The sequence below is a fragment of the Amycolatopsis antarctica genome (genome assembly GCF_002262875.1).
GTDB classification, from domain to species: domain Bacteria; phylum Actinomycetota; class Actinomycetes; order Mycobacteriales; family Pseudonocardiaceae; genus Amycolatopsis; species Amycolatopsis antarctica.
This window is the reverse complement of sequence record NZ_NKYE01000007.1, coordinates 51,478-69,555: the sequence shown is the minus strand read 5'-3', so window position 1 is coordinate 69,555 and position 18,078 is coordinate 51,478. Positions and strand designations below refer to the sequence as shown.

The following is an 18,078-nucleotide window of genomic DNA, read 5'->3' as shown; positions in this document are numbered from 1 at the left end:
TGTTGTGTCAGCTCCCGCCTAGTTTCGCGACCCACGACGTTCGGCTTGCCGCGGGTCCCCGCGGGTAATTCTGCGGGACACCCCGTCGTCGTCGAAGTCGGACCCCCGGATGGCGGGTCCGACTCGCGGGGTTGCACCCAGCCGGCGGAGCCGAGTTGCCGATTTCTCCCGGTCTCAGCCCTGGGTGCGGAACACCAGGGAGGAGTGGCCGACGCGGATGACGTCGCCGTCGGCGAGCTGCCACGTCTGCACCGGGGTGCCGTTGACGGTCGTGCCGTTCGTTGAGCCGATGTCGGCGAGAGTCGCGCTCTGGCCGTCCCAGGTGATCTCCAGGTGACGACGCGAGACGCCGGTGTCCGGGAGCCGGAAGTCGGCGTCCTGTCCGCGGCCGACCACGTTGCCGCCCTGCTTCAGCGAGTACGAACGGTTCGAGCCGTCGTCGAGCTGGAGGCTGGCCGCGAGCTGACGGTTGCCGCCCGGCGCGGCGGGCGGGGCGTAGCCGCCCTGCTGGCCGTACGGGTCCGGCGGGGCCTGCTGCGGGAAGCCGCCCGAGTTGGGCGGGGCGTAGCCGCCCTGGTCGTAGCCGCCGGGTACCGGGGGCTGGCCGTAGCCGCCCTGGTCGTAGCCGGGCTGCCCGCCGTAACCACCCTGGTCGTACCCGCCTTGGTCGTAGCCGGGCTGTCCGCCGTAGCCACCTTGGTCGTAGCCGCCGGGTGCGGGGGGCTGGCCGTAGCCGCCTTGGTCGTAGCCGGGCTGTCCGCCGTAGCCGCCCTGGTCGTAGCCGCCGGGTGCGGGGGGCTGGCCGTAGCCGCCTTGGTCGTAGCCGGGCTGCCCGCCGTAACCACCCTGGTCGTAGCCGGGCTGCCCGCCGTAACCGCCCTGGTCGTGACCGGGCTGTCCGCCGTAGCCGCCCTGGTCGTAGCCGCCGGGTGCGGGGGGCTGGCCGTAGCCGCCCTGGTCGTAGCCCGGCTGTCCGCCGTAGCCGTACTGCCCCTGGCCGTAGGGGTCGCCCTGGTCGTATTGGCCGTAACCGCCTGGCTGGCTCATTGCTCGGTCTCCTGCGTCGCTGGGTCGTGCTGACCGTCCTGAGCTACCGGCGTCGTTGGGTTTGACGTCGGGATCGACGGACGAGCGGGTCTTGAACTGTCCAGTATGCAGCGCCTCGTTGCGCTCGAGCGAAACTACGACGTCACCATAGGTGTCCCATCCGTGCTCGGCGAGGTGTTCGGCCACCGCGCCGGCGAGCACCTGGGTGACACGCTGTTCGTCGCCCGCCATTCGGTCGTGGTCCGCCGCGCCCAACGAGACGATGTAGTGATTGGGCGCGAGCAGCCGGCCACCGGCGAGCTCACGAACATGGTCCTCACTCTCTCGCTCCAGGGCCTGCGCCACTTCCTGTGTGACGACGTTGCCACCGAACATGCGCGCGAAAGTGTTGCCCACGAGGTCCTCGAGGCGCCGGTCAAAGCGCTTTGCTCGACCCATGCGGGACAACTCCTCCTCTCGCGCGTGTACTTCGAGACCCGATCGTATCTGGGTTCCGAGCCTTGGACAGCGGGGTGGGCGAAACCCGTGAAAGCAGCCTGATACGCTTCCCTAGCTTTCGCAGTCGCTCGGGCGAGTGGCGGAATGGCAGACGCGCACGGTTCAGGTCCGTGTGTCCGAAAGGACGTGAGGGTTCAACTCCCTCCTCGCCCACAACGAAAGGCCCCGGGACTCCCGGGGCCTTTTTCGTGCCCGGTGGACGTCACGTTCGGTGAGCAAATTCGGCCCGGAATCGGCTGATGTGATGCTCGGCACAGCGCGTGTTGCTACCCACAGAAATCACCTGCTTGGGCTACTCGCGCGCGTTGAAAGCAACACGACTTGTCGACTTGTAGGCCCGGCCGGGCGACCGGTTTCGCCCTCGGCGTGTTCGGCCGCGCCGTATCCGGATGATCACGGTGAGTGTCGTCTGCCGGCCGTCGCCGTCCGGACGGGGGTGCCGCCGAGACTCCCGCCGCCCCGCCGTGGGGCCGTCCGTCTGCCCAGTCCGCGGAACAACCGCGCGCAACCGGATCCGTTAATGGGCGGAGAATGGCGATCGGGAATGTCTGTCGCGCTTTCCGGGCTCGACACAAAGCGTCCCGGAGAGCGATTTGCCGGGCTTTTCGACGGGCCCGGCCGGAACCGCGCCGAACCGGGTTCCCGGCTCTCGGTCGGCCATCTCTCCGGGGTGGATTTGCCCGTGTGGCCAGGAACCCGGGCGAGGGTGGTGCGAGTTCGGTCGTGGTGACGGACTCGAACCGGGGCGTACGGGAATTCATGTCATGATGTGTTCACCCCGTTTTCGCAGGGCGACTTCGATACGACTTTGGTCGCGGGCCGAATGCCGTAGTTCCATCCTGCCGAATGGGCCTTACGGATCGGACTCGTCACTTTCTACGCTCTGTTCGTGACCCTGCGCATCAAGTCCCCCGGTCGGGTTCTGCTCGCCGCCGCCGTCGCCGGTGCGGCGCTCGCCACGACCGCCCTGCCGAGCAGCGCCGAGCCCTCAGCGCCGACGCCCGCGCCGACGGAGTGGCGCGAGGCGTTCTCGCCGGACGGCACCATGACGCAGGTCGAGGTGCCGGTCCGGCCGCCGAGTCCCGGACTGCCCGCCGCCGCGGTGCAGGCCGAGGTGGTGCCAGTGCAGGAGACCGGCCCGTCGAGCGAACGCTTCGATCTGGTCTTCGTCGGGGACGGCTACACCGAAGGCGATCTGCCCGGATACGGCGACGACGTCAAGGCGAAGTGGGAGGAGCTGGCGGCCGTGGAGCCGTTCGCCACCTACCGCGAGTACTTCAACGTCTGGCAGGTCAACGTCGTCTCCCCGCAGGCGGGCGTGGACCACGACCCGAGTTTCGGGTCCTCCGTGGACACCGCCCTGGACATGGGCTTCTACTGCATGGGCGGCAGCCCGGACACCCAGCGGCTGCTGTGCGTTGACGAGACGAAGGCCGGCCAGTTCGCCGGGCTCGCGCCCGAGGCCGACCAGGTGATCGCGCTCGGCAACACGACGACCTACGGCGGCGCGGGTGGTGGCACCGCCACGGCCGCGGGCAAGAACGAGTCGGCGGGCCAGATCGCGATCCACGAACTCGGTCACTCCATCGGCGGCCTCGCCGACGAGTACGACTACCCGAACGACCGATACACCGGGCCGGAACCGGACGGGCCCAACGTCTCCATCCAGACCGCCGAGCAAATGCAGCAGAGCGGTACCAAGTGGGCGCAGTACATCGGCCAGGAGTCGCCGGACGGCGGCACGGTCGGCAGCTACGAGGGAGCGTTCTACTACAAGACCGGTGTCTACCGGCCGACGGAGAACTCCATCATGCGCACGCTCGGACAGGAGTTCAATTCCCCGTCGCGCGACATCATGATCGAGGCGTTCCGGGCGAAGGTGCCCGGGCTCCCGTCGCGCTGACCGGCCGTTCTCCCGCCGATTGCGAACAGTTTCGCCTGTCGTTGGCATGCGATTGCCGATATGTCGGAGTTGACGAAAGGGTTGCCTTTATCGCGTTCCACCCGGCTCGTCGGCGGGTTGGCGAAGAATGCTGCCGGCAGCTGGGTTCAACGTGAGAGTTCTTTCGTGCAACGGCCTTGACATTACGGCTACGTCTCGGCGAACTCCTTGCCGTGCGGTCGATCCACGGCGACACGCTGCCCCGATCGGGTTAACTGATCTTCCTCCTCGCGCCACCGAAACGTGAATTCGGGACCTGGTAAAAGCCGCGTGAATCGGTGTGAGTAGAGTCCGCTCGCGCTGATCAAGTTCGGGTCACTCGCCGGTTGTGCGTGATTGCGTCTCTGGTCAGCGGCGGCCGGTTTCGTGCCGGCTTCCTGACTGGAGGATTCGCAGTTCCCGACTTCGGAAGAGGAGTGACATGGCCGTTCGGTCAAACTTGAAGCGAGCCGGTGCCGCGCTGGTCGGCGCGTCCGCCCTGGTGGCGTTGAGTGCCCTGCCCGCGAGCGCCGAGGCCACCAGCGGCCGCGTCGTGAAGGACGCCGGCGAGAACGGCTACTCGATCGACGTCGGCGGCGACAGGGGGCCGCTGGGCACCACGCTGATGGACCTGAAGCTCGCGGACAGCGACAAGGTGCTGAAGGTGTACTGCGTCGAGGTGAACGTCGCGGCCCGCTTCGACCGGGACATGGTCGAGCACGAGTGGGAGAAGTACCCCGGCGCCGAGTCGCCGTTCAACAAGCACCGCGACAAGATCAACTGGGTGCTGCACCACAGCTACCCGGTACAGGACGTCAAGGCCATCGAGAAGTCGGTCGCGGACGCGGGCATCAGCTTCGACGACGGGCTCGACGTCAAGGAGGCCGTCACCGCCACCCAGGCCGCGACCTGGCACTACAGCGACGGCCGGGACCTGAACAAGCAGAACCCGCTGCCGGACAACCAGGACGAGACCGGGGCCGCCCGGGACATCGTCAAGCTCTACGAGTACCTGACCGGCGACGCGAACAAGGGCATCGGCGACCAGCCGACCCCGGCGCTCGAGGTCGGCCCGAAGGAGCTCGACGGCGAGGCGGGCGGCAAGGTCGGCCCGTTCGAGGTCAAGACCAACGGTGAGATCACCGAGTTCACCAGCAACCTCCCCGAGGGTGTCAAGGTCACCGACGAGGCCGGTGCGGAGCTCGCGCTCGAAGACATCACCGACGGCGTGAAGTTCTGGATCGACGTGCCCGCCGAGGCCGAGGAGGGCAAGGGCGAGGTTTCGCTCAAGGCCCACTCCGAGGTCGCCACCGGCCGCCTCTTCGTCGCCGACGACTACAAGAAGGACCCGGCGCAGTCGCTGATCGTCGCCAAGTCGGACAAGAGCGACCTCAAGGCGCAGGTCAGTGCGAAGTGGACGCCGGGCACGCCGGACACCACCCCGCCGAGCACGACGACGCCCGCCCCGTCGACCACCGACAGCGCGGTCGTCCCGCCGGTCAGCTCGACCTCCTCGCCGAAGCCGAAGCCGGTCTCGAACGAGGACGACCTGGCCGACACCGGCGCCTCGATCATGACGCCGATCCTGATCGGCGTCGGCCTGCTGGCCGCGGGTGGCGGCGCGCTCTACCTGCAGCGCCGTCGCAGCGCCTGATCACTTTCCGAACGAGAGCGGGGCCGGTCCACAGTGGACCGGCCCCGCTCTCTGTGCTGGGTGACCGATGCGCCGGTCAGCCGGGGTTGCCGAGCACGGCGGTGTAGCCGTTGATCGCGGGCTGCCCGCCGAGGTGGGCGTAGAGCACGTTCGAGTCGGCACCGATCTCACCGCGGGCCACCAGGTCGAGCAGCGCGGCCATCGACTTCCCCTCGTACACCGGGTCGGTGATCATGGCTTCGACGCGGGCGGCGCGGTGGATCGCGTCGAGCGTCGCCTGGTCCGGGATTCCGTACGTGCCGCCGTGGTAGCGCTCGTCGAGCAGGATCTCGTCCTCGGCGATCTCCCGCCGCACGCCCAGCAGGGTCGCGGTGGAGCGGGCGATCCTGGCGATCTGTTCCCGGGTTCGCGCGGGTGCGGCGGAGGCGTCGATGCCGAGGATCCGGCGGGGCGTCCCACTGGCGGCGACGCCGGCGATCATCCCGGCCTGGGTGCTTCCGGTGACCGAGCAGACGACGATCGTGTCGAAGAAGACGCCCAGTTCCGCCTCCTGCGCTTCGAGCTCGGCGATCCAGTTCGCGAAGCCCAGCCCGCCGAGCCGGTGGTCGGACGCCCCGGCGGGGATCGCGTACGGCGTACCCCCCGTGCTCTCGATCTCGGCGACGGCCTGTTCCCAGCTCTGCCGGAAGCCGATGTCGAAACCGGCGTCGACGAGGCGGACGTCGGCGCCGAGCATTCTGGCGAGCTGGATGTTGCCGACGCGGTCGTAACCGGGATCGGACCAGTCGACCCAGCTTTCCTGGACCAGCACGGCTTTCAGGCCCGCGTAGGCGGCGGCCGCGGCGACCTGGCGGGTGTGGTTGGACTGCACCCCGCCGATCGAGACGAGCGTGTCCGCGCCCTCGGCGATCGCGTCGGCGAGCAGGTACTCGAGCTTGCGGGTCTTGTTGCCGCCGAAGGCCAGCGCGGAGTTGAGGTCCTCCCGCTTCGCCCAGATCCGGGCACCGCCGAGCTCCGCGGTGAGCCGGTCGAGACGGTGTACCGGGGAGGGCCCCAGCAGCAGCGGATACCGTTCGAACCCGTCTGTCCCCGTCGTGTCGTGCGCCTCGGCACCCCGTGTCGCGCGCCCCGTCATGCCGTGTCCTGCTTTCCGGCACCCTGTTCCCGGCGTTTCGGCAGGTCGAGCAGGGGTTGCAGGGTGTGCCAGTTCTCCCGGGTCGCCAGTGCGGCCGCCTCGGCGTCACCGGCGCCGCACAGCGAGACGATCCGCTCGTGCTGGGCAACCGACGCGCGGCCGGACAGCGAGGAGAAGCGCAGCCGTTCGACGCGCCGCAGCACCGGCGTGAGCTGGCCGAGCACCGAGACGACGGCCTGGTTGCCTGCCGCCGAGACGGTGACGGCGTGAAACTCGTCGTCGGCGAGCAGCGCCGTGTCCGGGTCGCCCGCCCGCAACGCGCCGGCGAAACGGTCGTTGGCCGCCCGCATCCGGTCGATGTCGGTGCCGGTCAGCAACGGCACCGCCTCCCGTACGGCCAGCTCGTGCATCGCCGCGACGACGAGCTGCGCTTCCCGGGTGCGGGTGAGGTCCAGCGGGCTGACCGTGGTCGAACGGCCGGGCCTGGTCCGCACCAGGCCCGCCTGTTCGAGCCGGGCCAGTGCCTCCCGGATCGGGGTTCGGCTGACGCCCAGCCAGCTTTCGAGTTCGTTGTCGCGCAGGCGTTCCCCGGGGGCCAGGGTGCCGTCGACGATCGCGTCGCGAAGCAGGCGGAACGCGCTGTCGCGGAGCAGGGATCGGGGGGAGACGTTCTGCGTCTCAGGTACCGGCATGCAATATATTGCACGCCGCGCAGGGGAAGAAGTCAAGAAGCGCCCCGCGGCCGGACCGGCCACGGGGCGCCCGCGAAGACCTCAGCTCACGCCGACGAGGTCCACCACGAAGACCAGCGTCTCGCCCGGCTTGATCAGCGGACTCGGCGACTGGTCGCCGTAGGCGAGCTGCGGCGGGATCACCAGGTGCCTGCGTCCGCCGACCTTCATCCCGGTGACGCCCTTGTCCCAGCCCTGGATGACGTAGCCCGCGCCGAGCGGGAACTGCAGCGCCTGCCCGCGGTTCCAGGAGGCGTCGAACTCCTCGCCGGTGGAGAACGAGACGCCGACGTAGTGCACGTCGACGGTCTGTCCCGGCTGCGCCTCCGGACCGTCGCCCACCGTGATGTCGGTGATCGTCAGGTCGGTAGGCGGGGTGCCATCCGGACGATCGATCTCGGGCTTTTCCAGCGCCATCTGGGTTTCCTCCTCGGATTGGTTACTTGGCGTCGAACTCGAACACTCACGCTACTCATTCGGAGCAGAGCCCGCCCGCGCCGTTCCCGGTGGTCCGGGCGCCGAGGAAAAGCGAAAACTCTTCACAAAATCTGGGTTTCTCGGTAACGTGCCGCGCGTCACGCTCGGGAAGGAGCAACGCCATGCGCAGGCGTTTGGGGACTCTGATGGCCGTAGGCGCCATCGCGGCCGGAACAGTGGTCGCGGTGCAGGGACCGGCGGTGGCCGCACCCGCCGTACCGGCACCACCGACGGACTACTGCGGAACGCAGTGCGCCGACATCCTCCCGCCCGGGCAGAACGGCAACGCCACCCTCGCCGGGATCCTGGCGCACAAGACGCTCGGCACCCGGCCCGCGCACTCGGCCGACCAGCTCGGCAAGTACGCCGACCTCGGCGACGGCTACCGCGGCCTCACCACCGACACCATCGGCCAGTTCTTCAACGACGCCTCCTTCGGCGTCCCGGACGAGGCGGTGGAGAGCACCGAGCAGCCCCGCGAGGACGTCACCATCACCCGGGACAAGGCCACCGGCGTCCCGCACATCGCCGGAACCACCCGCGAGGGCACCGAGTTCGGCGCCGGATACGCCGCCGCCCAGGACCGGCTGTGGCTGATGGACGTCCTGCGCCACGTCGGACGCGGCCAGCTCACCCCCTTCGCGGGCGGAGCCGAGGGAAACCGCGAACTGGAGCAGAGCTTCTTCGCCACCGCGCCGTACACCGAGGAAGAACTCCAGCAGCAGATCGACTCCGCCGTCGCCGGGAGCGGTGACCGCGGACAGCAGGCACTCGCCGACGTCACCGCCTACGTCGAGGGCATCAACGCCTACATCGCGAAGTCCGACAGCGGCCGGTACTTCCCCGGCGAGTACGTGCTGACCGGGCACAAGGACGCGATCACCAACTCCGGCGAGATCGAGCCCTTCAAGCTCACCGACCTGGTCGTGCTGGCCGCCGTCGTCGGCGCGCAGTTCGGCGCGGGCGGTGGCGACGAGGTGCAGGCCGCCGTCGCCAAGCTCGCCATCCAGGAGCAGTACGGCCTCGCCGAGGGCGAGAAGGTGTGGCAGGCGCTGCGCTCGGAGAACGATCCCGAGCACGTCAACACCCTGCACGACGGCCAGAGCTTCCCGTACGCGCAGACACCCGCCGATCCGCAGGGCACCGCGATGCCGGACGCGGGCAGCGTCGTGCCGCAGCAGCTCGTCTTCGACCCCACCGGTTCGGCCGCGGACGGGCAGCAGGCCCCCGCCGTCACCCCGGCGGGCAACGCCACCAACCCCGACGGGACGCCGAACCTGGACGCCGCCCGCGGCATGTTCGACGACGGCGTGCTGCCCGGCGACATGCTCTCCGGGGCACACGGCATGTCCAACGCACTCGCCGTCTCCGGGGAGCACACCGAGAGCGGCAACCCGGTCGCCGTGTGGGGACCGCAGACCGGCTACTTCGCCCCGCAACTGCTGATGCTGCAGGAACTCCAGGGCCCTGGCATCAGCGCCCGCGGCGCCTCGTTCGCCGGACTGAGCTTCTACGTGCTGCTCGGCCGTGGCCAGGACTACTCCTGGAGCGCGACCACCTCGGCCCAGGACATCACCGACACCTACGCCCTGGAGCTGTGCGACCCGAACGGCGGCACGCCGACCGTCGAGTCGAACGCCTACCTCTCCGGCGGACAGTGCGTGCCGATGGAAACGGTGGAGCGCAAGAACGCCTGGAAGCCGACCGTCGCGGACGGCACCCCCGAGGGTTCGTACACGCTGCGCAGTTTCCGCACCGAGTACGGACCGGTGACCTCGCGCGGCACGGTCGGCGGCGCGCCGGTGGCCTACGCGGCGCTGCGCTCCAGCTACCTGCACGAGGTCGACTCGATCATCGGCTTCCAGCAGTTCAACGACCCGGACGTGATCAAGTCCGCGCAGGACTTCCAGCGTGCCGCGTCCGACATCAACTACACCTTCAACTGGCTCTACGCCGACGCGGACGACACCGCCTACTTCAACTCCGGCGACAACCCGGTACGCGACCCGGCCGTCGACCCGAGCATGCCGATCAGGGCGCACGCCGGTTTCGACTGGCAGGGCTGGGATCCGGCAGGCAACAAGGCGCAGTACACGCCGTTCGAGCAGCACCCGAACTCGGTCAACCAGGACTACTACGTGAGCTGGAACAACGGGCAGGCCGAGGACTACGCGAGCGCCGGGCTGGAACGCGGTGCCGTGCACCGGGGCGACCTGCTCGACGCCCGCGTCAAGGGACTGATCGACAGCGGCACCAAGGTCAACCGCGTCAACCTGACGCAGGCGATGGCCGAGGCGGGCCTCGCCGACCTGCGCACCGAGCGCGTCCTGCCGCTGCTGATCCGGGTGCTGGAATCCAGCCCCGTCGACGATCCGAAGACGGCGGAAGCGTTGCGGCTGCTGAAGGAGTGGCAGGCGGACGGCGGGCTGCGCCAGCAGACCGAACCCGGCAGCAAGGCGTACCGGCACGCCGAGGCGATCAAGATCATGGACGCCTGGTGGCCGCTGCTCGTCGACGGCTCGTTCACGCCGTCGATGGGGGACGCGGCGTTCGAGGCGATGACGAACGTGCTGCAGATCAACCAGTCACCGTCCGGTTTCCAGAACGACACGCCGGGCGAGCACCTTGGCCAGCCACACCAGGGCTCGGCGTACCAGTTCGGCTGGTGGGGTTACCTGCACAAGGACCTGCGTTCGCTGCTCGGCGACGAGGTGCGGGCGCCGATGGGCACGCCGTACTGCGGATCCGGCGACCTCGGCGCGTGCCGTCAGGTGCTCGCCGGCAGCCTGAACGCCGCCGTTGACCAGCCGATCGCCCAGGTCTACCCGGGCGACGACACCTGCGAGGCCGGTGACCAGTGGTGCGCCGACGCGCTCGTGCACCGTGCGCTCGGCGGTATCACCCAGGACGAGGTCAGCACCCAGAACCGCCCGACGTTCCAGCAGGTCGCCGAGTTCCCCTCCCGCCGCCCGGCCACCCGCTGACCGCAGCCCAGCGCGCAATACGTCGACGTATTGCGATCCATCGTGCACAAGGCATCGCAATACGTCGACATATTGCGCTCCCGGAGACCGCAATATGTCGACGTATTGCGGTCTCCGGGAGAGCGGGGAGGGTGTGCCGCCGGGACAGCGTGACCTGCGTTCCACGTGCTGGTCGCCGCCGAGGCTCGCGACGGGGGTCCGAGTTACCGTGATCGGGTGAACGAGAACGAGTGGTCAGCGCGGACGCGAGCGATCCAGGCGGGCCGGCCGAGCGGCGCGGGTGAGCCGCTGAACACGCCGATCGTCCCCGCAAGCAACTTCGTCGCCGGCAGCGACCGGCAGTACTCGCGCGAGAACGGGACGCCGACCTGGGAGGCCTTCGAGGCCGCCGTCGGCACGCTCGAAGGCGGGACTGCGACGGCGTTCGCCTCGGGGCTGGCGGCCGTGAGCGCGGTAATCGACACCCTGCCGATCGGCGCCGAGGTCGTCGTCCCCGCGTACAGCTACGGCGGGACGCGGGCGTTGCTCGACCGGGACGAACGCCTCGGCCGGATCGCCGTGCGCAGCCTCGACCCCACCGACACCGAGGCGTGGGTCGCCGCCGCGCCGGAGGTGGACGTGCTGTGGCTGGAGTCGCCGACGAACCCGACGCTGGACGTGATGAACATCCGCGCCATCGTCGCTGCGGCCCGGGACAGCGAACGCCGCCCCAAGGTCGTCGTGGACAGCACCTTCGCCACGCCATTGGGCGCGCAGCCGCTGGTCGACGGCGCCGACGTGGTCGTGCACAGCGCCACCAAGCTGATCGGCGGGCACAGCGACCTGCTGCTGGGTGTGACGGTCTCGGCGGACGCCGAACTGACCGCCGAACTGCGCCGGTCGCGCACGCTCGGCGGGGCCACTCCCGGCGTGTTCGAGGCGTGGCTGGCGCTGCGTGGCCTGCGCACCCTGCCGGTGCGGTACGCCGCCGCCTGCGCCACCTCGGCCCGGCTCGCCGAACGACTGGAGGCACACGCCGCCGTCGAGCGCGTCCGCTTCCCCGGCACCGGGGCCATGATCGCCTTCGAACTCGCCGACGCCGCGGCCGCCGACAAGCTCTGCGCCGGCCTGCGGCTGATCACGCACGCCACCAGCCTCGGCGGCGTGGAGAGCACCGTCGAACGGCGCGCCGGACTGGAGATGGACAAGCACGTCCCGCCGGGCCTGGTGCGTTTCAGCGTCGGCCTTGAGGACCCGGAGGACCTGTGGCGCGACCTCGCCGCCGTCCTCGACACGCTCACCTGAGGCGGGCACGGATCGGGCGGACCACCCCGGAGAAGGAGTGGCCCGCCCGATACCCCCAGTGCCAGGGCGTGTCTGGCGATTCCGTGGTCGCGGTATTCGCGCCGAGGCGGCTCCTGGCGGCGTTGACGGAAAGCCCGAGTACGACGCCGGTACGAAGGCTTACCGCCGCCTTGCCAAAAACCACCTCGATCACGAATCCCATCGACCGAGAATCACCAGACACGCCCTAGATGACGCGAACCGCGTGCGTCGTCCATTCGTCCTTGCCGTAGAGCTCCCTGATGTGGACGCTCCTGCCGTCGCGCGGCGGTGCCGCCTCGACGATCGTGTTGCCGCCGAGGTAGAGCACGACGTGCGTGGTGCTCTCCGCCTGGTCGCCGTCGCCCCAGAAGACCAGGTCACCGGGCCGCAGCTCGTCCGGTGAAACCTTCCTGCCCGCCACGTACTGCGGCACGGTGGAGGCGCCGATGTCGATGCCCGCGCCCTTCCAGAACGCGTACAAGGTCAGTCCCGAGCAGTCGAAGCCCCTGCGGTCGTGGTCGTCGCCCCGCGCCGGGTCGCCGTCCGGGTGGTGGTGCACCCCGTACGAGGGCCCGCCCTTGCCGCCGGAACCCCATGCGTAGTCGTGCCCCTTGCCGACCTGCGACTTCGCCACGTCCAGCACGCGGGCGATCTTCTCCTCGCGGGTCCCGGTGGCAGGCCCGGCGGGCCCGTCGTTGCGGCCGTGCACGGCGCCGACGCCGGGCGCCGCCGGGACGTTCCCGCGCTCCACCTCCGCCAGGTGCATGCCGAACGCCACCGCGCCACCCAGCCAGCAGGTCATGGCGAGGCTCCCGGCCACGATGAGCTTCGTCCTTCGCTTGAGCGGCATCGTGACACCTCCTCGGTTCGCCTGGGTTCTTGCCGGTCCGGAACGGGCGGTCGGCGCGTCGGCCTGCTCTACGATGTGGTCTCGACGGGTCTGTACGAAAGTGCCTTACAGAGCCTGACAACACTTCCGAACTGGGGGTTACATGCCGGACGCCGGTCGGACGCCCGAGGAGGAACGGCGCAGGGAGGCGACCGCCGGGTTCGCGGCAGCGTTGCGGACGCTCCGCGCCGAAGCGGGCGATCCGTCGTTCCGGCGGATGGCGGCGGCCTCCGGCTACATCTCCCACACGACCCTGCACGAGGCGGCGACCGGTGCGCGCCTGCCCTCGTGGGAGACGACGCGCGAGTTCGTCAAGGCGTGCAACGGCGACGAGACGCAGTGGCGGGTCCGCTGGGACGAGGCGAAGAACGGCCCGCGCCCGGAACCCGCCGAGCCGACTCCGGTCCCGGAGCTGGTCCCGGAGCCGGTCCCGGAGTCAGCCTCGGAGACGGAACCCGAGCCTTCCGGTGGCCCGAAGCGGCGGCGTGGGTTGCTCGTCATCGCCGCCGTGCTCGTCTTCCTCGGCGCCACCGTCGCGGCCGTGCTGGTCGGCCGCGAACTCGGCCGGTCCGACGCGCCCGCCAACGCCGCCCCCAGCCCATCGCCGTCCCCGGCGTCGAACGGCCCCTTCTACCCGGGGGACCAGTCCCGCTTCGTCGACGACGTGACGATCCCGGACGGAACCGAGGTCAAGCAGGGCGAGATCTTCACCAAGGTGTGGCAGATCGAGAACACCGGAACCGTGAAGTGGACCGGCCGGTTCGTCCAGCGCGACGCGCCGCCGTTGCCGACGGGCGACTGCCAGACCCCGGAGCGGGTCGCCATCGGCGACACCCTGCCGAACGAGGAGGTCAAGATCGCCGTGCAGGTGCAGGCCCCGTCGCGGCCGATGACCTGCCGGGTCGCGTTCAAGATGGTCGACGGCCAGAACCGTCAGCTCTTTCCCGGTTCCCGGCCGATCTTCTTCGAGGTCATCGTCCTTCCGTGACCGTCACCGGAGGTCAGCCGAGGCCCGCCGAGGCGAAGGGGTAGTCCCGCGGCCGGGCAGCGTCCGGCGCGACCCAGCGCCGCATCCCCGCGTCACAGACCGCGTAACCCCAGTTCAGCAGCCGCTCCTGGGTGAGTTCCGGGGTACGTTTGCAGCGGCTCGGAAGCTGCGCGAGCCGGTGCGTCAGCTCGGCCGGGGCGGGCAGTGCGTCCGGCAGGCCGAAGTTGCCGATCCGGCTGTAACTGGCCCAGTAGGCGCCCGCGTTTGAACCGTCTACATAGGACTCGATGAGTTCGTGCTTGCGCAGGCTGCGCACCTGGTTGTCGATCACGTCCACCACGCGCAGCATGTGCCGGGCCCAGTCGCGGGCGATGTCGTTGGTGCGCGGCATCCGCAGCCCCGCGTCGCTGACCAGCAGCAACTCGCAACCATCCGTCGGTTCCAGGCCCAGGTTGTCGTACACGCCGCCGTCGGAGAGCACGACCTTCGCCGGACGTTCCGTGCGCCCGTTACCCGGCACGTCCCAGCGCGGCATCGGCACCTGTACCGGCGAGAGCAGCGGCGGGAACGCCGAGGAGGCGGCGACCGCCGTCGCCAGCGACACCTCCGGCGAGGTCGAGCCGCCGACCACCTTGTCGCCCATGGTGTCCCGGCTGAAGCGCCACAGCGCGCCCGTCTGCAGGTTGGCCGCGGTGAACACGAAACGCGGCTGCGCGGGCAGCTCCCGCAGGCCGATATCGCCCAGCACGTGCCGCCGGTAGGAGGCGGCGAGTTCCTCGCCCGCGCTGATTCCCGGCTTCACCATCGCCCGCAGCGCCACCCGTACGTCCAGACTGAGCCGGGCGGCCGCCCGCACCGGCTCCAGTACGTTCGCGTCGAAATTCCGTGCCACGCCGTCGATCCCGAAGTCCAGCGTGTCCCAGTAGCGGGCCAGGATCCCGGCCGCCAGCGAACCGCCGGACACGCTCGACACCACGTCCAGCCGGGGCAGCCAGCCGAGCTCGTTCAGCCGCAGCAAGGCCCCGGTGTGGAACAACATCGCCCGGTACCCACCACCGGACAGGCACAACCCCACTCCACCACCGCTGCTCATCGGGCAATCATAGAGTGACCAAGCGGCGACTTTCCGCGACACCATGCAGGTGGACCCGCAACGACCAACGGGTAGTCGGGCCGGTGACCGAGCGCGTACACGCGCTGCTGCGGACGGGGTCAGCCGTCGTACGGGGGCTGGCTCAGCGTGACGAGCCTGCCCGCCAGCGCGGCGATCCGCGGCGACGGGTCCATGTCCCCGGGTGGCTGCGCGTCGAGCTCCGCGACCCGGGCGAGCAGGTCGGCACCGAGCCGGTGCAGTTCGCCGCCGAGGTCGCGCAGACCCTCGGCGTAGACGTCCACTTCGGACCGGACGTGGGTCAGCAACACGGTCCGCTGGGTCAGCGTGCGATGCAGCCTGCGGACGCGATTGAGCAGTGCGGCGTCGGTCTCGTTCATACCCGCGTCAGCCATTCCCGTTCGCAGCCGGTGCATGTCGGGTCGAACCAGCGGCCGCCGAGTTCCGGGATGTCCCCGCGTGCGACGGTCAATTCCTTGCCGCACAAGGAAACAAAGCTGCCGCCCTCGGTCGGCGGTCGCCCCAGCAGGGCGTGCCGAAGCCCCTCCGCCTGCTGCCACCGCAACATCGTTCCTCCTTCGGTGCGCCTTCCGGTACTGCTCTTGCGTCAACCGTAGCCACTCGTACACTCTCGGCAATCCGGTTGCCACAACGAGACAGCGGAGGTTCTCGTGCCCCGGAAATCCCCCGGTGCCAAGGCGAAAGGGCTCGGCGCGCGGTTGCGCTCGTGCCGGGAGAACGCCGGGCTGAACCTGCGCGACGCCGCCGAGGCGATCGACTGGGACAAGTCGATGCTGTCCCGGCTGGAGACCGGCAAGCGGAACATGTCGGTGGAGGAGGTCGCGCAGTTGCTCGGTGTCTACCGGGTTCGCGGACAGCAACGCGACGACCTGCTCGCCATCGCCCGCGCCATGGACGAACCAGGCTGGTGGGAACAAAGCGTTCCGGAACTGCCTGCGGGACTCGCTACCTTGGCGGATTTCGAAAGCGAAGCCGTCAGAATCGCTGACTGGGCTCCGTTGCTGATACCTGGGCTGCTGCAAACCTCCGCATTCTCACGCGCATGGCTGGGTTCCGTGGGAGTCGCGGAGTCGGTGATCGATTCCCGGGTGCGAGCCAGGGCCAGACGACAACGCATACTCGCAGGTGAAGTGCAGTATGTCGCGTACGTGGGCGAAGCGGCGTTGCACACGGCGGTTGGCGGCGGCGTGACGGCCGCCGCCCAACTGGCCCACCTTCGTGAGGTCAGCAGGTGGCCGAATGTTTCGGTCCGGATCGTGCCGATCGGGTCGGTGCCCCCTCGGGCGCAGTTGGGTGCGTTCATCGCACTCGAGTTCGCCGATTCACCGACTGTCGTCCACGTCGAGTTGGTGAGGTCGAGCGTCTTCATGGATGAGGACAGGCAGACCGATCCCTACATCGGCACGTTGACTGCAGTAGATTCTGTTGCACTGAGTGAGACAGAATCGGCGGGTCTGATCACCCGATACCAGGCAAGGTGGAAAGACAGTGCGCAACGGATCGAGCTGGCGTAAGTCGAGCCACAGCGGAGAAGAATCCAACTGTGTCGAGGTCGCCGTGGCCGCTCGGGTCGGCGTCCGGGATACCAAGGACCGCGACGGCGGAACCTTGACGTTCACCCCCGACGCCTGGTCGGCCGCCCTCACGCACCTCCGGCACACCCCCAGCTAACCTCGCGTGTCGCGCCCCCCGACCCCTCGTGTCGGGCGGTACTGCACGCCGTGTCGGGCGCTACGTCATGCCGTGTCGTGCGCTCCGGCACCCCGTGTCGGGCGCTACGACATGCCGTGTCGCGCGTTTGGGCACCCCGTGTCGCGCGGTACAGCACCCCGTGTCGTGCGTTCCGGCACGCCGTGGTGGCAGGTGCCGGACACGAGGGTGTCGAGGCCCGTTGTCAGCGGGTGGCGGTCGCGTGCGGACTCGACGGGGACAGGCTGTATGCCTGGAGTCGGGTGGTCGCGCCGATGGCCGTGATCGCGCACCTCACCTATAGAGCCGGTGATCGACGAATTACTCGCACTGACCTGTTGAACCGAGGTGAGCGTTCGCTCATGGGTACCGGGCACGCACTTGCGCGAAGATGGCCGAATTTCTGCCGGCCGTTCAACGGGGGGCCTGCGGCGTCCCTGCGGTACGAGACTGTCCCGATGACCGGCGCGCGAACGGCGGCTTGTAGTTGGGCCCGGTCGTATCTTTTCCGCCGTTGGCCCATCAGGCCCGCACGGCGCCCGGGTACGTTCTCACCGGCCGACGTTCACTTGCGGTGTATCTGGACGCGATGGCCGTCAGGACCCTCGACGAAAGCGAAAGTCCCCCACGGCTGCTCATCTGGGTCAGAAACTTCCGCACCCTTGCCACGCAGCTCATCGACCGTGGCTGCGACATCGTCACAGGCGAATGTTAGATAGGCGCCCTCACCCGGCTGCTTGTTTTCGGCCGCAGCATCGTGCAGTGCGATAGTGGTCGAACCGTCTGGGGGTGCAACCTCCAACCAACGAGTGCCGCCCCCCATGTCTTGATCTGTGACGACTGAGAAACCCAGCACGTCACGGTAGAAGCCCAGCGATTTCTCCTGGTCGGACACGTACATCATGGCTGTACCGATGTGGGTGATCATTGCCCCAACACTACGTTCCCCGTAAGCGGACTGCTCGCGGACCGAACCGTCGAGATTGTTCGTCAGCAACCGTCCGAGCCAATTCAAACGTGCGGCCCCTAACCGTGTGAGGACAGCGAACGGTGGATGACGGTGGTGTCGAATTCGGCGTACCAGATGTGGTCGACGGCAACCGCCGCGTCCGGCAGCGAGGCCGCCGAGAAACGTCGGCTCCTCGATCTCATCGGCCTTCAGGACATGGCCAAATCTCTGCTGGCTGTTAAACGGGTGGCGGGCAGCGTCCCGGCGGTACGAGACTTTCCCGATGACCCCACTCATCGTGAACATTGCCGTGGACTGTGCCGATCCGTACCGGCTCGGCCAGTTCTGGAGCCAGGTACTGCACCTGCCTGTCGGTCCGGAGGACCAGCCCGGCGACGACGAGGTCGGCATCCCCATCGGCGAAGACCAGGAACTGCTGTTCATCAAGGTTCCCGAGCCGAAGACCGTGAAGAACCGGATGCACCTGTGCCTCCAGCCGCAGGTACGCCGGGACGAGGACGTCGAACGGCTGATCGCCGCCGGAGCGTCCGTCGTCGACGACCGGCGTCAGGACGACGGCACCGGCTGGGTGGTGCTGGCCGATCCGGAGGGCAACGAGTTCTGCGTACTGCGCAGCGAATCCGACCGAGCCGCGTGATCACGTCGTGGCAGCGAGGTG

At 69.1% G+C, this 18,078-nt stretch carries 19 protein-coding genes and 1 tRNA gene; 9 read left to right on the top strand and 11 right to left on the bottom strand.

Going from position 1 to position 18,078, the window contains the following annotated elements; translation table 11 throughout:
- Positions 1-174 precede the first annotated feature (174 nt).
- Positions 175-1,485 (bottom strand): DUF3662 and FHA domain-containing protein, encoded by a 1,311-nt coding sequence (locus CFN78_RS13185; protein WP_094863068.1) that lies wholly within the window; start codon positions 1,483-1,485, stop codon positions 175-177.
- A gap of 130 nt (positions 1,486-1,615) precedes the next feature.
- Between CFN78_RS13185 and CFN78_RS13180 the strand changes: the two genes are divergently transcribed.
- The 3 genes from CFN78_RS13180 (at position 1,616) to CFN78_RS13170 (ending at position 5,120) form a co-directional block, all read left to right on the top strand.
- Positions 1,616-1,698 (top strand) — tRNA-Leu (locus tag CFN78_RS13180).
- A 736-nt stretch (positions 1,699-2,434) separates the two neighbouring features.
- Positions 2,435-3,448, top strand: coding sequence for a M64 family metallopeptidase (locus tag CFN78_RS13175; RefSeq protein ID WP_240519432.1), 1,014 nt, complete (start codon positions 2,435-2,437; stop codon positions 3,446-3,448).
- Between the two features lie 460 nt (positions 3,449-3,908).
- The gene (locus tag CFN78_RS13170; protein WP_094863067.1) at positions 3,909-5,120 is read left to right on the top strand and encodes a thioester domain-containing protein; all 1,212 of its coding nucleotides are present in this window, start codon (positions 3,909-3,911) and stop codon (positions 5,118-5,120) included.
- 76 nt (positions 5,121-5,196) lie between these two features.
- Here CFN78_RS13170 and CFN78_RS13165 read toward each other — a convergent pair whose 3' ends face one another.
- From CFN78_RS13165 to CFN78_RS13155, 3 genes are all read right to left on the bottom strand, one after another.
- Complete coding sequence (locus CFN78_RS13165; protein WP_094863066.1) at positions 5,197-6,255, bottom strand: 1-aminocyclopropane-1-carboxylate deaminase; 1,059 nt, start codon at positions 6,253-6,255, stop codon at positions 5,197-5,199.
- Positions 6,252-6,947: a GntR family transcriptional regulator gene (locus tag CFN78_RS13160; RefSeq protein ID WP_094863065.1), complete on the bottom strand. Its 696-nt coding sequence runs from the start codon at positions 6,945-6,947 to the stop codon at positions 6,252-6,254. Before CFN78_RS13160 ends, CFN78_RS13165 begins: the two co-directional genes overlap by 4 nt.
- Before the next feature lie 81 nt (positions 6,948-7,028).
- On the bottom strand, positions 7,029-7,403 hold the full coding sequence (locus tag CFN78_RS13155; RefSeq protein ID WP_094863064.1) for an FKBP-type peptidyl-prolyl cis-trans isomerase: 375 nt from the start codon (positions 7,401-7,403) through the stop codon (positions 7,029-7,031).
- 182 nt (positions 7,404-7,585) lie between these two features.
- Between CFN78_RS13155 and CFN78_RS13150 the strand changes: the two genes are divergently transcribed.
- Both CFN78_RS13150 and CFN78_RS13145 read left to right on the top strand, forming a co-directional pair.
- The gene (locus tag CFN78_RS13150; RefSeq protein ID WP_094863063.1) at positions 7,586-10,447 is read left to right on the top strand and encodes a penicillin acylase family protein; all 2,862 of its coding nucleotides are present in this window, start codon (positions 7,586-7,588) and stop codon (positions 10,445-10,447) included.
- Positions 10,448-10,663: 216 nt separating this feature from the next.
- Positions 10,664-11,731: a trans-sulfuration enzyme family protein gene (locus CFN78_RS13145; protein WP_094863305.1), complete on the top strand. Its 1,068-nt coding sequence runs from the start codon at positions 10,664-10,666 to the stop codon at positions 11,729-11,731.
- Here the strand turns inward: CFN78_RS13145 and CFN78_RS28725 are convergent.
- Entirely contained in the window at positions 11,724-11,933 is a 210-nt protein-coding gene (locus tag CFN78_RS28725) for a hypothetical protein (protein WP_133116342.1), read from the bottom strand. The genes CFN78_RS13145 and CFN78_RS28725 overlap by 8 nt on opposite strands.
- 24 nt (positions 11,934-11,957) lie before the next feature.
- Positions 11,958-12,602: a C40 family peptidase gene (locus CFN78_RS13140; protein WP_094863062.1), complete on the bottom strand. Its 645-nt coding sequence runs from the start codon at positions 12,600-12,602 to the stop codon at positions 11,958-11,960.
- A 142-nt stretch (positions 12,603-12,744) separates the two neighbouring features.
- Here CFN78_RS13140 and CFN78_RS13135 point away from each other — a divergent pair, with 142 nt between their 5' ends.
- On the top strand, positions 12,745-13,629 hold the full coding sequence (locus tag CFN78_RS13135; protein WP_094863061.1) for an NBR1-Ig-like domain-containing protein: 885 nt from the start codon (positions 12,745-12,747) through the stop codon (positions 13,627-13,629).
- 13 nt (positions 13,630-13,642) lie between these two features.
- Here the strand turns inward: CFN78_RS13135 and CFN78_RS13130 are convergent, their stop codons facing one another.
- The 3 genes from CFN78_RS13130 to CFN78_RS13120 form a co-directional block, all read right to left on the bottom strand.
- Positions 13,643-14,722, bottom strand: coding sequence for a patatin-like phospholipase family protein (locus CFN78_RS13130; protein ID WP_094863060.1), 1,080 nt, complete (start codon positions 14,720-14,722; stop codon positions 13,643-13,645).
- A gap of 119 nt (positions 14,723-14,841) precedes the next feature.
- Positions 14,842-15,120 carry a hypothetical protein gene (locus CFN78_RS13125; protein WP_094863059.1) on the bottom strand — a complete coding sequence of 93 codons (279 nt, stop codon included), beginning with the start codon at positions 15,118-15,120 and terminating at the stop codon, positions 14,842-14,844.
- A complete protein-coding gene (locus tag CFN78_RS13120; protein WP_094863058.1) occupies positions 15,117-15,308 on the bottom strand; it encodes an HC3 family zinc finger protein in 192 nt (63 codons plus the stop codon). Before CFN78_RS13120 ends, CFN78_RS13125 begins: the two co-directional genes overlap by 4 nt.
- A gap of 103 nt (positions 15,309-15,411) precedes the next feature.
- Between CFN78_RS13120 and CFN78_RS13115 the strand changes: the two genes are divergently transcribed.
- Both CFN78_RS13115 and CFN78_RS13110 read left to right on the top strand, forming a co-directional pair.
- On the top strand, positions 15,412-16,275 hold the full coding sequence (locus CFN78_RS13115) for a helix-turn-helix domain-containing protein (RefSeq protein ID WP_094863057.1): 864 nt from the start codon (positions 15,412-15,414) through the stop codon (positions 16,273-16,275).
- Complete coding sequence (locus CFN78_RS13110) at positions 16,250-16,432, top strand: DUF397 domain-containing protein (protein ID WP_094863056.1); 183 nt, start codon at positions 16,250-16,252, stop codon at positions 16,430-16,432. Before CFN78_RS13115 ends, CFN78_RS13110 begins: the two co-directional genes overlap by 26 nt.
- A 583-nt stretch (positions 16,433-17,015) precedes the next feature.
- Here the strand turns inward: CFN78_RS13110 and CFN78_RS13100 are convergent.
- Positions 17,016-17,378 carry a VOC family protein gene (locus CFN78_RS13100; RefSeq protein WP_094863055.1) on the bottom strand — a complete coding sequence of 121 codons (363 nt, stop codon included), beginning with the start codon at positions 17,376-17,378 and terminating at the stop codon, positions 17,016-17,018.
- Positions 17,379-17,476: 98 nt separating this feature from the next.
- A complete protein-coding gene (locus tag CFN78_RS30100) occupies positions 17,477-17,602 on the bottom strand; it encodes a hypothetical protein (RefSeq protein ID WP_276307332.1) in 126 nt (41 codons plus the stop codon).
- An 80-nt stretch (positions 17,603-17,682) separates the two neighbouring features.
- Here CFN78_RS30100 and CFN78_RS13095 point away from each other — a divergent pair, with 80 nt between their 5' ends.
- Entirely contained in the window at positions 17,683-18,057 is a 375-nt protein-coding gene (locus CFN78_RS13095; RefSeq protein WP_094863054.1) for a VOC family protein, read from the top strand.
- The last annotated feature ends 21 nt before the right edge of the window (positions 18,058-18,078 follow it).